Raw genomic sequence first — 12,660 nt, 5'->3', positions numbered from 1 at the left:
TTAACAACTACATATTACGCTTCGGTGCTTTCAGTTTCTGAATTGAAAAGCGCAATGATTTTATATGGATCAGATTCAACCAGTAATTTAGCGATAATGTCTTCGTCGGCCAGTGACCCGGACACTTGCGCTAACAGGCGAATATGAGTGGCATTTTGATCCACCAGGCAAACCGCAAATAAAATAATACAGCGAACATCGCTGCCATCCATGGTCTCCCAGGGAATGGTATGTTGCGTGCGTCCGATGGCTAATGCGGTACGGGAAACACCGGAAGATTTGCCATGCGGGATCGCAATATGATTTTCAAAACCGGTAGAGCCTTGCTCCTCACGTAACCAGACATCACGAATAAAGTCCTCCTTATTAGTCACCGCACCATCCTGTACTAGTAAATCGGTGAGTTCTTCTATCACCTCTTCTTTCGTTCTGGCGGTCATATTTAACTTGATGTTTTTAACATTAAGCACTGTCGAAATATCCATAATTCACCCGCATTCATATAGAGTGGTCGTTGAATAACAGAGCAGGCATCGCTGGCGTGATGCAGGTCTTTTAATTTTTTATAAATATATGCTGTGGTTCGTAAAAAAATTAATTAGGCAGCGACGGTTTCACGCTGGAAAATCTCGATCATTCTGTCCCATGCCTGGCTGACATCCTCATGTAGAGAAAACAGACCCGATGTCCCTACGATAAAGACATCCACACCGGATTCGGCAATCTGGCCAAACGTTTTTGCATTGCAGGAGCCATCAATTTCTGTCAGATAGTGATAGCCATTATTTTTGCGCATACTGATGAGCTTTCTTATCTTGTTCAGCGATTCAGGAATAAACTTTTGTCCGGCATAGCCCGGATCAACTGACATGACCGTCACTTTATCCAACAGGTGCGCATATTCAGCAATACTTTCAGCCGGTGTCGCCGGGTTCAACACCACCCCGCATTGCTTGCCTGCATCCTTGATCTGATTCAGCAGGCGGAAAATTTTGTTATTCGCCGTCTCGGGATGAAAGCTAATGATATCGGCGCCGGCCTCGAGACACATGGGAATAATATCTTCCGGATGGTTCACCATCAGATGGACATCGATGGGAACGGTAGTGATTTTTTTCAGGTTCTCAATAAAAAAGGGAGACAGTGTGATATTGCGGACGTAATTACCATCCATTATATCAACGTGATAAAAATCCGCTTTTTTATTCATTGCCGTGATCTGTTCTTTGAACTGCGTTAAATCCATGCACATCAGTGAGGGTGAAAATTTCGCGCTCATAAACCATCTCCGATAATAAACAGTTAGTTAAACATTGCGATAATGTGCCCCAGAACGATGCCGACAACGCCAAAGTCTGCATCGCCAAAGGTTGTAGAACTCAGGCCCATGTCTCCCATCATTGGCAAAAGGATGGCCGGCAGGAACGAAATGAGCAGGCCGTGGGCAAATGCCCCCACCACTGCCCCGCGACGTCCGCCAGTGATATTGCCGTAAACGCCAGCCGTTGCCCCGCAGAAGAAATGAGGAACCAGCCCCGGGACGATGACGCTCAAACCGAACAGCGGGCAGAGAAACATGCTGACCAGGCCCGCGACAAAGCTTGCGAGAAACCCGACGATGACGGCATTGGGAGCAAAGGGAAACACCGTCGGGCAGTCGAGCGCCGGCTTCGCATCTTTCACTAATTTGTCTGCAATACCTTTAAACGCTGGCACAATTTCGGCAATCACCATCCGCACACCGGCGAGGATGATATAAACCCCCGCAGCAAAAGTGAGGGACTGAATAATGGCGAAGATAATAAAATTCTGACCGGCACTCAGTGTCTCCTCGACAAAGGTTTTGCCCGCGACGACCACCAACACCAGGAACAGAATCATCATAGTGAGAGAGATGGCCACCGACGAGTCGCGAAGAAAATTGAGTGACTTAGGCACTTTAATTTCTTCAATCGAGGGGCTACCTTTCCCGACGACTTTGCCCACCAGCGCGGAAAGCAGATAACCAATAGAGCCAAAATGGCCGAGAGCCAGATCGTCGGTATTGGTAATTTTACGGGTAAACGGCTGCAAGATCGCCGGAGAGATCACCATCATCGCGCCGAGAATCACCGCCCCGATGGCCACCACCCACCCCCCCGACAATCCCCCGACTGACAAGATCACCGCCAGCATCGCTGCCATATAGAGCGTGTGGTGGCCCGTTAAAAAGATGTACTTTAATGGCGTCAGACGCGCCAGGGCGATATTGATCAACATGCCCAACACCATGATTGTGGCGGTTTCCGTGCCATAATTCTTCTGCGCCAGCGCGGCCATCGCGTCGGTGTTAGGGACCACCCCCTGAATATGAAATGAATGTTCAAACAGCTGGCTAAAAATGGTTAATGTATAGGCAATGATACCGGCGCCTGCCGTTAAAATAACAAAGCCCATGATGGTTTTCAGTGTTCCTGAAATAACATCTGAAATTCCTTTTTTTTGCAACAGCAGACCGATCAGAGAAAACAATCCAACCAGAATTGCCGGTGTCCCTAACACATCATAAATAAGGAAATGAAGCATATTAAACTCCACGGTTCAGAAAGCCGTTGCTTAAATGTGTTCTGCTAAAATCTCTTTGATTTTATTGTTGTCGAGTAAATTACTTAATCCAACAACCTTTGCGGAATGACCAACTAAATGTTCGGCAATATCGTTGGCGCTCAGAATAAGGTCCGCCGTTTCGCTTTTCGCTGACGTCAGGTCGGTATGCGCGACTTCAGCCTCTTTATTCATTTCGGCAAGAATTTTTTTGACATTCATTTCAACGATAAAGCTGCTGCCTAAACCATTGCCGCAGACGATGAGTACTTTTTTCATTCTCTTTTCCTTCAGTCAATAACAGCCTGAATTGCCTTAATATCATCGGCTTTTAACAATCGTTCTAGCTTTTGCTGATCGCTAAAGAGTTCTGCCAGTTCACCGATCATCGTGATATGTTCATTCCCGGAACGAGCGCATAGCATAATAATCACGTATACCGGGTCGTTCTCCGTTGAGCCAAATGATATGCCCTCTTTAATATGAAGGAGCGATAATCCATTCCTCAATGCACCTTGTTCAGGGCGGGCATGGGGCATTGCTAATCCCGGGGCTAATAGATAATAAGGCCCAAGTTCTTCATGGATTTTCAAAATCGCCTCAATATAGTGCTCTGCCATATACCCCTGCGCCAGCAAAGGTTCTGCTGAGAGTCGAACGGCATTTTTCCAGTTATCTATTGAGTTAATGACATTAATTTTATCCGGGGTTAACCAGTCTCTAATCATATGCACTCCCGAGGGGTCCCATGTGCTGAACTATAAACAGCTAAATAAAATGCAACTGTGATACACCTCCCAAAGTTAGCGCTAACAAGCAAAAATGTTAAAAAATGAGTTACCGCTAACACTGGTTATAATGTGCTTTCCCCCTCGCTGTGGTAAGTTATAATGTGTATCAACGATTTACTTTTGTTACTTTTTATTTTTCAAACGGTTGGTGATCCTGGTGAAGAGTCTAGACGCAGACAATAGCCCGAAAGAAAAACGTCGTAAGGGAACTGGGAAGATAACCCTGACCGAAGTGGCTGAGTTTGTCGGCGTGAGCGCCATGACCGTCTCGCGTGCGCTGAGAATGCCTGAAAAAGTCAACCCTGACCTTCGCGACCGTATTGATGCGGCAGTAAGCCAACTCGGCTATGTCCCCAATCTCCAGGCGCGTAATCTGGCGTCGGTCCATTCCGATCTCATTCTGGCCGTCGTCCCCACCTTCTCTTCGCCAGGTTTTTTGCCGGTGTCGGAGGCGTTACAAAAGATCCTGACTGAACGCGGCTATACCATGATGTTTATGGAATCCGGTCATGACGGCCAAAGCGAACAAAAAACGTTTGAAAAAATGCTCGCCTATAACCCGGCAGCGATTATTCAGTTTAATATCGACACCATTGAGAGCTGTACCCAGCTGCTGGCCAACGTAGATGTGCCTATCCTGGAAATTGGCGCGTTAAATACGCAGTCTGTTGGCATGTGCATCGGTGTGGATTACGGTAAGGCTGTGAAACAGATCGTGACCCACCTGGCGGACGCCTCATTAAAAAATATCGCGTTACTGTGTACCCCGGCCAACAATACAATGTTTCGCCAGCTCCTGAGCGGCTGGAATACGGCGATGCTGGCCCTTAACCGTTCTCCGCATCGGGTAGTGACCACTCATTTGCCTTCCACCATTGCCACAGGGGTGAATATTTTCAAGGATATGATGATCACCTGGGGCGATCTGGATGCGCTAATTTGCACATCGGATGAAATGGCGTGTGGATGCATGATGGCCTGCCACAGCGCCGGGATCAAAGTGCCCAATACCGTAGCCATTGCGAGTTTAGGCGGCGGGGTATTATCGACAGTCTGTTCCCCTGCCCTGACAACCGTTGAATTTCACTGGCATGACATTGGGGTGAAGGCCGGGAAAGCGCTTCTCGACCTGCTCAACGATAAACCTTGTGAAAAGTTTATTGAAATTCCGTCAGTACTCAAAGTCCGGGCCAGTACCGCGGTATAACCGCCATCCGTGGCCTGCTCTATCGGCACCCCCCGTTTATCGCTTCAACTCGTCCTGCCACAGCGGGGATGACGCCAGCTGCTGGCATACCGCGTCGATAAATACTCGGGTCTTGGCGGGAACCAGCGTGCCGGGCGGCATCAGGGCATAAACGCTAACCCGCGCCGCGCTGCGCCAGTCGGGCAGCACGCGGACCAGTTCCCCGCACTGCACCGCCTGATTAACCATCCATCCCGGCAGCAGTGCGATCCCGGTTGCGCGGATGACCGCCGTCAGCAGCGCTTCACTGATATTGGTGGTGAGGGGGCCAGCTGGCGTCACCTGAATATGCTCCCGACCATTCTCGAGGATCCAGTAGGGCCAGTCCGGATGGTGGGTAAAGCCGAGGCACCAATGGGCTGCCAGTTGCTCAGGATGAGTCGGTTCACCGTAGCGTTGCAGATAGGCCGGCGAAGCAATCAACTGGCTGCGAAATGCCCCCAGCTCGCGCCCGGTTAAGGTACTGTCCCGCAGGTTTCCCAGGCGGATCACCGCATCAAACCCCTCCGCGACAATATCGACTCGTCGATCGAGAAAATGGGCATCAAGGCGAATATCCGGATACGCCTGCAGGAAATCAGGAAACATCGGAGCAATCAGCTCCCGGCCAAAGGTCACCGGCAGCGAGACCCGTAACGTTCCCTGCGGGGTGGCAGCAAAGTCCCCGACTTCCCGGCTGGCGGCGCTGAGCTCATCCAGCGCCGTGCGGGCGCGCTGCAAAAACCAGGTTCCGGCTTCAGTCAGCGTTACGCTACGGGTGGTACGCACCAGCAACCGGACGCCCAGTTTTTTCTCAAGGTGGCTGACCCGGCGGGAAATCACCGATGCATCCCGGTCCAGCCTGAGGCTGGCCCCGATAAAACTCCCTGCCTCAGCCACACAGACAAACGCCATCAGCTCATCAAAATCATCGAACATGATTCCTGCACCCTGCACATTAATCATTTGCAAATAAGGCTAATTATCAGCGATCTGTTGGTCTATTAACATAGCGGCTCTTCAACCTACAGTGAGAGCAGCCTATGAAAACGTTTTTGAGTATTGGGTCCGGTCCTGGGATGGGAATGGCGACGGCCTCACGGTTTGCCGGTGAGGGATTCCGGGTGGTGCTGTCCTCTCGCAGTAAAAGCAATGTGGCGGCACAGGCCGACCAGCTGAGAGCGGCAGGATTTGCCGCGGAAGGCCGCGTGGCGGACGCCAGCGATATCACCAGTATCGCGGAACTCATTCGTGAGGTAGAGGTGGAAACCGGCGGTGTGGATGTGCTGCATTTCAACGCCGCGGCCATGCATGACGGTAATCTGGAGACCCAGTCGGTGGCAGGCTTCATTCAGGATCTCACCACCAATATTGGCGCGGTATATGCCGCCATCAAAGCGGTCTCTCCGCGGATGGCCGCGCGTGGAGAAGGCGCGATCCTGCTGACTGGCGGGATGTTTGCCACTCAGCCCCACCCGGAGTATCTGACGCTGAGCGTCGGCAAAGCCGGGCTGCTTAACCTGACGCATGGCCTTTTTCCGGTATTGAAAGCGCAAAATATTCATCTTTCCATCGTGACGGTGGGGGCCTACGTCACGCCGGGTTCCGCCGAAGCCCGGGAGATTGCCGATCTGTTCTGGCAGCAATACCGCCAGCCATCCGCGCAATGGACAGCGGAAGCGTTTTATCCCGTCCCACACCATCAGTAACCTTCCCCGGCCGTCGCCTGGCGTCCGGGAGCCATCGCCCGGACGTGTGGAAAAGACATCATCCATCGCTTGCTTTCCCTGTCACCTCGGATCAGGATACGACGATATTCATGGAGGCTATGTGATGAAATATTTTATCGGTATGGCGGTGACGTTATTGTTGAGCACGCCGGTGCTGGCGGCGGGCGAGCTTGAGATTAACCAGTCTCCCCTGACGCTGGTGTTGAGCGATCAGAATCAGGCACGGGTCTCTTCCTGTGCCGATTTCATTGCGCTGCGTAAAGCGGGAGAGACCGTCGATGCGCTGCCCGGGCTTTCCGACCCGGATGGCCGTGCGGCGGAAGCGGCGTTATTCTCCTGCTGGCTACAGGCCTACACCATCGATCATACGTTATTCCCCTCTGCTGCGCCGAAACCAACCCTGGCTGAGGTGGTTCAGCACTTTCCTGCCAGCGCGGCGTTTATCGTCAGCGATGACGAAAACCAGGACGTCGCCAAAAACTATGTGGGGAAAACCATCGCCGACTATACCCCGGACCTGAAAGCCAGGGACGATCGTCTGGAATCAGCGGCCAGCGCCAGCGGTTATGTGCTGGATGAGTATTATGCGTTTACCGATAAGCAAGGGCATCAGCTCAACATTGTCGCTCTGGTGGGCTACGCCATCGGCGGTACGGCAAGCGTGAAAAGCTACTATCGCATCGATGACACGCACGCCCGCGTCTGGAGCGTCACCCTGCTCGATGAGAACAGCCCGTTATAAGCGAGGGTTCCCTCTGCGGAGCTACCGCAGAGGATGTTCCGTTTACCTGGTAAGCCACTGACGCCAGCCGCCCCAGGCAGTGATTTCCGTGGCCTCCCCCAGCCCGGCGGCTTCGCAAATAAAGCCCGTCACCCATCGGCCGTCGGCCAGCTCAACCTGTCCCAGCCCCAGCGGCGCGGGAATAGCGGCCAGCAGCGACCCCACCTCGGCGCTGGGTATCTCCCAGACTTCCACCGCTATCGCCGCGCCGTCGCGCTCGTCACGCACCATCGCCGGGCGCTTGCCATCCGCGAGCGCGTACAAACGATAGCGTGGCGCGCTGTGGGTCGCCTGCAGCAACCGACCGCCCCGCGCCAGCAATTGACCGTTTAAGGGCAGACCGGCCAGATGCGCACCGCATACCGCCAGTGCCATCCGGTCATGGCCTGCGGAATGCGCAGGCGGCGGGCTCTCCAGCCGCGCGCCGCCTGCCAGCGGCAGCCGCTCCGCGCGCTGGAAGGCGTCGGCCAGGCTCAGCAAATACTGATCGGTAAACGCCCGGCCAAACAGCGTGACGCCGGAGGGCAATCCGTCAGGCATAAACCCGCACGGCACACTCACCGCCGCATAGTCCAGCAGGTTCATAAAGTTGGTGTAGTAGCCCAGATCGGCGTTGCGGGCGATCGGCTCCGCCGCCAGCTCGTCGAGCGTCACCGGGCGCGGAAAGGTTGGCGTCAGCACGCAGTCCAGCGTATCAAGGATGGCATCGCACTGCGCTTTATACCCCTGCAGCTGATACATCGCCTTAAAGGTCGCCGTCGCGTCGATAGCAGGCGCTTTCGCCAGCACGTCGCGAATCACCGGCAGCACGGCATCCGGCTGCTGCTCAATCAGCGGCCCGGCCACCGCATAGCGTTCAGCAACCCACGGTCCGTCATACAGCAGGCGGGCGGCGGCCAGAAATGGCGCGAAATCGATCGCTACCGGCACGCCGCCGAGCGCCGTCAGCCGCTGCACGGCCTGGGCGAACAGCGCTTCGCTGGCGCGGCAACCGAGGAAGTTCAGCGTCTGCGGAACGCCAAAGCGAAACCCGGCGGACGGCCTGCCAAAGGCCTGCCGGCTGTTCCACTGGGGATTGCGGCGGCTGTAGCTATCCTGCGGATCGGTCCGGGCAACCAGCGCCAGCAGTTGGCTGGCCTCGTCGGCGGTAGCGCTGAAAAAGGTCACACAGTCCAGCGTGCGACAGGCAGGGACGACCCCGGCGGTGGAGATCACCCCTTTCGTCGCTTTCAGCCCCACCAGGTTATTCAGCCCGGCCGGAACGCGACCGCTGCCGGCGGTGTCGGTCCCCAGCGCGAAGCTGGCGACACCCAGGGCTACCGCCAGCGCGGAGCCGGCGCTGGAGCCACCGGAGGGGTAAGCCGGGTGGTACGCGTTGCGGCAACGTCCGTACGGCGAACGGGTTCCGTTCAGGCCGGTGGCAAACTGGTCGAGATTGGTTTTGCCCACCGGCACGGCTCCCAGCGCAATCAGCTGCGCGACAATGGTCGCGCTTTGCGTCGGCCGATATGCAAACGCCGGGCAGGCAGCGGTCGTGACGATCTCCGCAAGGTCAATATTGTCTTTGATCGCGAACGGCACGCCGTACAGCGGAAGCGTCTCTGGCGAATGGCCTTCCAGCGCCGCGAGAAACGGCGCCTGCTCCGCTTCGCTCAGGAGATGGATAAACAGATTAAATTCGGGATTCAGCGTTTCCGCCCGCTGGCGGATCGCCGCCAACAGCGCCCGCGGCGTGGTGTTGCCGTTACGATAGTTCGCCGCCAGGGTCGCCAGGCGTAAATCAAACGTCTGCTGCATCATGCCTTCTCCTCAATAATCACTGCCACCCGTTGCCCGGCACGCACCGCGCTGCCTGGCTGCACATTGACCTGCTGAACCCTGCCATCGCACGGCGCCAGCAGCGGGATCTCCATTTTCATCGACTCAAGCACCACCAGCACATCACCGGCGCGCACCAGACGACCGGCCTCGGTCTGTACCTGCCACAAATTACCGGATACCGGGCTTTCCACCCCCTGCTCGCCCGGTTGCAGCGGCGCATCGCCCGCTTCTTCTGCGGCGCTCTCCTGACTGTCGAAATGGGCCTGGCCGCTGGCGATCCAGCGATCGCGTTCGGCGTTAAACGCCCGCTGCTGATGGTCGCGAAACGCGTCAATGCTCTGCGCCTCGCGAGCGAGAAATTGCTGGTATTCCGCCAGCCGCAGCGTGCTGTGTTCGATGCGCAGCGGATAGCGACCGAGCGGGAAATCGCGGCGAATCTCCAGCAGTTCATCGGCCGAAACCGGATAGAAACGCAGCTGATCGAAAAAGCGCAGCAGCCACGGCTTGCCGGCAAAATCGGCCACCTCGTGATAGCGATTCCACATCTGCAGAGTGCGGCCGACAAACTGATAGCCGCCCGGGCCTTCCATGCCGTAGACGCACAGATACGCCCCGCCGATGCCCACCGAGTTTTCCGCCGTCCAGGTTCGCGCCGGGTTGTACTTGGTGGTGACCAGCCGATGGCGCGGATCAAGGGGCGTGGCCACCGGCGCGCCGAGATAGACATCGCCGAGGCCCATCACCAGATAGCTGGCGTCAAACACTGTGTTCCATACGGCCTGCTCATCCGGCAGATCGTTTATCCGGCGAATAAACTCGAGGTTGCTTGGGCACCACGGGGCGTCCGGGCGGACGGTGGTCATATATTTGTCGATCGCCTTGCGGCAGGCCGGATCGTCCCAGGAGAGCGGGAGATGCACGACCCGCGTTGGAACCTGCAGATCATCGCTCATGCAGACCGTGGCCCACTCCCCGCTGACCCACGCCAGCAGGGTCTCCAGCGCCAGCGTTTCCGGCTGGAAATGCAGCTGCAGCGAGCGGATCCCAGGCGTGATATCGATGATCCCTTCCCGGGCTTGCCCTTCAAGGGCCTGCATCAGGGCATGGATGCGAAAGCGCAGCACCAGATCCAGCTCCGCCTCACCGGCCTCCAGCAGCAGATGGGTATCACCGGAGAGGCGCGCCACCAGGCGTTTGTCGGCGTCACCGCAGGTCATCACCACCGGCGAGGTGAGCGGCACAGGCTGCCAGGCAACGTCCTGCGCCTGCAGGGTCGCCAGCTCCGCGCGACGACCTGCCGCCAGCCGCCGGGCGGTGGGGACGTCCACCGCCACAAAGCGCACTTTATCCCCCGCCTTAAGCTGGCCCAGTTGCCAGAGATCGGCTTCGATAACCGTGACCGGACAGACGAAGCCTCCGAGGCTTGGGCCATCCGGCCCGAGGATCACCGGCATATCGCCGGTAAAATCCACGGCCCCCACGGCATAGGGGTTGTCATGAATATTCGAGGGATGCAGCCCGGCTTCGCCGCCGCTGTCACGGGTCCAGACCGGCTTAGGCCCGATCAGGCGCACGCCGGTGCGGCTGGAGTTAAAATGCACTTCCCAGTCGGTGGCAAAAAAGGTCGCCATATACGCCGGGGCAAAGAACTCCGGCGCGCCGTGGGGACCATAAATCACCCGCAGCGTACGGACGTCCGTCAGCGCGGTGCGCAGCCCTGCGGGAAGCGCCTCGCCTTCCCCTGTCTCAACCAAAGGCGCAAGATGCAGCACGTCGCCAGCGCGTAGCGCCCGTCCGCCGTGGCCGCCAAACTGGCCGAGGGTAAAGGTGCTTTTACTGCCCAAATAATCCGGTACCTGAATACCGCCGCGCAGGCAGAGATAGCTTCTGACGCCTGGTCCGTTTATTGCCCCCAGCCTGAGGGTCGCCCCCGCCGGAATAGTGAATACGCAGTTCATGTCCTGCCCGGCGCCATCGAGCGTGACGGCGAGCGGCGCGCCGCAGACCACCGCCTGTACGGCGGTATTAAATTTCAGGGTGGGTCCGCTAAGGGTGATCTCCAGCGCGGCGTCGCCCTCGGCATTGCCCAGCAGACGGTTGCCCAGGCGCAGCGCCCGGTCATCCATCGGGCCCGAGGGCGGGACGCCCACCGCCCAGTACCCCAGACGTCCCGGATAGTCCTGGACGCTGGTCTGGGTGCCGGCGCTCAGAACCTCCACGGTATCGGACCGGTAGCGCAACTGATCCAGGCAGCGGGTCCAGGGTTCTCCGGCGGTAAACGGCGCAAAGCCGAGGATCTGCTGCAGGTATAAGCGGTTGGTTTCGACGCCATACAGGCGGGTCTCCGCCAGAGCCTGCGCCAGGCCGGCGATAGCCTCATCGCGGCTGGGGCGCCAGACGATAGCTTTCGCCAGCAGCGGGTCGAAAAACGGCGGCACTACACAGCCGGCTTCCACCCAGCGGTCGATGCGCAGCGTGGCGCCGTCCGCCGGCGGAAACCAGACGTCGGTTAACAGTCCAGGCGAAGGCTGAAACTGGCGGCCAGGATCTTCGGCGTAAATTCGCGCCTGAATGGCATGGCCCCGGGGCTGTAGCCCGGCGGCCAGCTCGCTCAGCGGCGGTAAATCCCCTGCGGCCAGGGCGATCATCCAGCGCACCAGATCCACGCCCCACACCTGCTCTGTGACGCCGTGCTCCACCTGCAGACGGGTATTGACCTCAAGGAAATAGAAGCGCTGCGCCGCACTGTCGTAGACAAACTCCACCGTGCCGGCGCTACGGTAGTTCACCGCTTTCCCGAGAGCAATGGCCGCGCTACACAGCGCCTGCGCCATCCCATCCGGCAAATTCGGCGCCGGGGTCTCTTCAATCACTTTCTGGTTACGCCGCTGCAGCGAGCAGTCGCGCACGCCGAGGGCGATAACCTCCCCCTCACCGTCGCCGAAGATCTGCACCTCCAGGTGACGGGCGCGTTCGATATATTTTTCGAGAAACACCCCGGCATCGCTGAAGTTGTTTTGCCCCAGCCGCTGCACCGTGGCAAAGGCCTCGCTCAGTTCGCGGGCGTCGCGGCAGACGCGCATGCCAATCCCCCCGCCGCCCGCCGTGCTCTTGAGCATCACCGGGTAGCCCACCGCCTCAGCCGCCTGGCAGGCTTCCTCGCTGTCGGCCAGCAGTTCACTGCCCTCCAGCAGCGGCACGCCCTCCGCCTTCGCAAGCGCGCGAGCGGTATGTTTCAGGCCGAAGGTACGCAGCTGTTGCGGGGTCGGGCCAACAAACGCCAGTCCCGCCGCCTCACAGGCTTCGGCGAAGGCGGCGTTTTCCGACAGAAAGCCGTAGCCGGGATGGATGGCGCGGGCGCCGCTCTGCAGCGCGGCGGCAATGATCTTCTCTACCACCAGATAAGTTTGCGCTGCCGGGCCCTCGCCAAGGCTGAGCGCTTCATCCGCTTCGCGGACGTGCAGACTGCTCAGGTCGGCTTCGGCGTAAACGGCAACCCCCTTCACCTGCATGGCGCGCAGGGTACGTAAAATGCGGCAGGCTATCGCCCCGCGGTTGGCAATCAGTAAGGTATCAAACATAAGCGGAACTCACAGCGTAGCGGGTCGTCCCGCAACAATTCGTCTTTCCCTGAGGTCGTCCCCGGGGGAACCGGCGCTTAAACGTGGCGCGTCGGCGTGTGATTCAGGCGGTCGGCGCGAACGGCGAACAGCCGAAAGGCCAGCAAAC

11 protein-coding genes are annotated in these 12,660 nt (G+C 57.7%); 3 read left to right on the top strand and 8 right to left on the bottom strand.

The annotated features are described in order from the left end of the window. Positions 1-14: 14 nt before the first annotated feature. From N438_RS02985 to N438_RS02965, 5 genes are all read right to left on the bottom strand, one after another. Positions 15-485 carry a PTS sugar transporter subunit IIA gene (locus N438_RS02985; RefSeq protein WP_012968206.1) on the bottom strand — a complete coding sequence of 157 codons (471 nt, stop codon included), beginning with the start codon at positions 483-485 and terminating at the stop codon, positions 15-17. 113 nt (positions 486-598) lie between these two features. Next, a complete protein-coding gene (alsE, locus tag N438_RS02980) occupies positions 599-1,279 on the bottom strand; it encodes a D-allulose 6-phosphate 3-epimerase (RefSeq protein WP_012968205.1) in 681 nt (226 codons plus the stop codon). Between the two features lie 23 nt (positions 1,280-1,302). Further along, positions 1,303-2,565 (bottom strand): PTS ascorbate transporter subunit IIC, encoded by a 1,263-nt coding sequence (locus tag N438_RS02975; RefSeq protein WP_023322629.1) that lies wholly within the window; start codon positions 2,563-2,565, stop codon positions 1,303-1,305. A 30-nt stretch (positions 2,566-2,595) separates the two neighbouring features. Continuing rightward, positions 2,596-2,862, bottom strand: a complete 267-nt coding sequence (locus N438_RS02970; RefSeq protein ID WP_012968203.1) for a PTS sugar transporter subunit IIB — start codon at positions 2,860-2,862, stop codon at positions 2,596-2,598. 11 nt (positions 2,863-2,873) lie between these two features. Next, positions 2,874-3,311, bottom strand: coding sequence for a PTS sugar transporter subunit IIA (locus N438_RS02965; RefSeq protein WP_116696066.1), 438 nt, complete (start codon positions 3,309-3,311; stop codon positions 2,874-2,876). A 217-nt stretch (positions 3,312-3,528) separates the two neighbouring features. On the opposite strand from N438_RS02965, the gene N438_RS02960 reads away from it, so the two are divergent. After that, a complete protein-coding gene (locus N438_RS02960) occupies positions 3,529-4,581 on the top strand; it encodes a LacI family DNA-binding transcriptional regulator (protein ID WP_032691394.1) in 1,053 nt (350 codons plus the stop codon). A 36-nt stretch (positions 4,582-4,617) separates the two neighbouring features. Here N438_RS02960 and N438_RS02955 read toward each other — a convergent pair whose 3' ends face one another. After that, complete coding sequence (locus N438_RS02955; RefSeq protein WP_023322632.1) at positions 4,618-5,538, bottom strand: LysR family transcriptional regulator; 921 nt, start codon at positions 5,536-5,538, stop codon at positions 4,618-4,620. 104 nt (positions 5,539-5,642) lie between these two features. Here N438_RS02955 and N438_RS02950 point away from each other — a divergent pair, with 104 nt between their 5' ends. Next, positions 5,643-6,308, top strand: coding sequence for an SDR family oxidoreductase (locus N438_RS02950; RefSeq protein WP_012968199.1), 666 nt, complete (start codon positions 5,643-5,645; stop codon positions 6,306-6,308). Positions 6,309-6,432: 124 nt separating this feature from the next. After that, complete coding sequence (locus tag N438_RS02945) at positions 6,433-7,071, top strand: hypothetical protein (RefSeq protein WP_032730404.1); 639 nt, start codon at positions 6,433-6,435, stop codon at positions 7,069-7,071. Between the two features lie 42 nt (positions 7,072-7,113). Here N438_RS02945 and atzF read toward each other — a convergent pair whose 3' ends face one another. Continuing rightward, positions 7,114-8,910 (bottom strand): allophanate hydrolase, encoded by a 1,797-nt coding sequence (atzF, locus tag N438_RS02940; protein ID WP_047666580.1) that lies wholly within the window; start codon positions 8,908-8,910, stop codon positions 7,114-7,116. Next, positions 8,907-12,512: an urea carboxylase gene (gene uca, locus N438_RS02935; RefSeq protein WP_116696065.1), complete on the bottom strand. Its 3,606-nt coding sequence runs from the start codon at positions 12,510-12,512 to the stop codon at positions 8,907-8,909. The genes atzF and uca overlap by 4 nt, the downstream gene beginning before the upstream one ends. Between the last annotated feature and the right edge of the window lie 148 nt (positions 12,513-12,660).

Origin of the sequence: Klebsiella sp. GL120222-02 (genome assembly GCF_003097195.1) — a bacterium.
Lineage (GTDB): Bacteria > Pseudomonadota > Gammaproteobacteria > Enterobacterales > Enterobacteriaceae > Klebsiella > Klebsiella variicola.
The sequence above is the reverse complement of the archived record's forward strand: the minus strand, read 5'-3'. Positions and strand labels throughout refer to the sequence as shown.

Excerpts from the sequence above, each read along its gene's own strand:
- N438_RS02965 (WP_116696066.1), bottom strand. The coding sequence starts at position 3,311 with ATGATTAGAGACTGGTTAACCCCGGATAAAATTAATGTCATTAACTCA.
- N438_RS02950 (WP_012968199.1), top strand. The coding sequence starts at position 5,643 with ATGAAAACGTTTTTGAGTATTGGGTCCGGTCCTGGGATGGGAATGGCG.
- uca (WP_116696065.1), bottom strand. The coding sequence starts at position 12,512 with ATGTTTGATACCTTACTGATTGCCAACCGCGGGGCGATAGCCTGCCGC.
- N438_RS02945 (WP_032730404.1), top strand. The coding sequence starts at position 6,433 with ATGAAATATTTTATCGGTATGGCGGTGACGTTATTGTTGAGCACGCCG.
- N438_RS02955 (WP_023322632.1), bottom strand. The coding sequence starts at position 5,538 with ATGTTCGATGATTTTGATGAGCTGATGGCGTTTGTCTGTGTGGCTGAG.
- alsE (WP_012968205.1), bottom strand. The coding sequence starts at position 1,279 with ATGAGCGCGAAATTTTCACCCTCACTGATGTGCATGGATTTAACGCAG.
- N438_RS02985 (WP_012968206.1), bottom strand. The coding sequence starts at position 485 with ATGGATATTTCGACAGTGCTTAATGTTAAAAACATCAAGTTAAATATG.
- N438_RS02975 (WP_023322629.1), bottom strand. The coding sequence starts at position 2,565 with ATGCTTCATTTCCTTATTTATGATGTGTTAGGGACACCGGCAATTCTG.
- N438_RS02970 (WP_012968203.1), bottom strand. The coding sequence starts at position 2,862 with ATGAAAAAAGTACTCATCGTCTGCGGCAATGGTTTAGGCAGCAGCTTT.
- atzF (WP_047666580.1), bottom strand. The coding sequence starts at position 8,910 with ATGATGCAGCAGACGTTTGATTTACGCCTGGCGACCCTGGCGGCGAAC.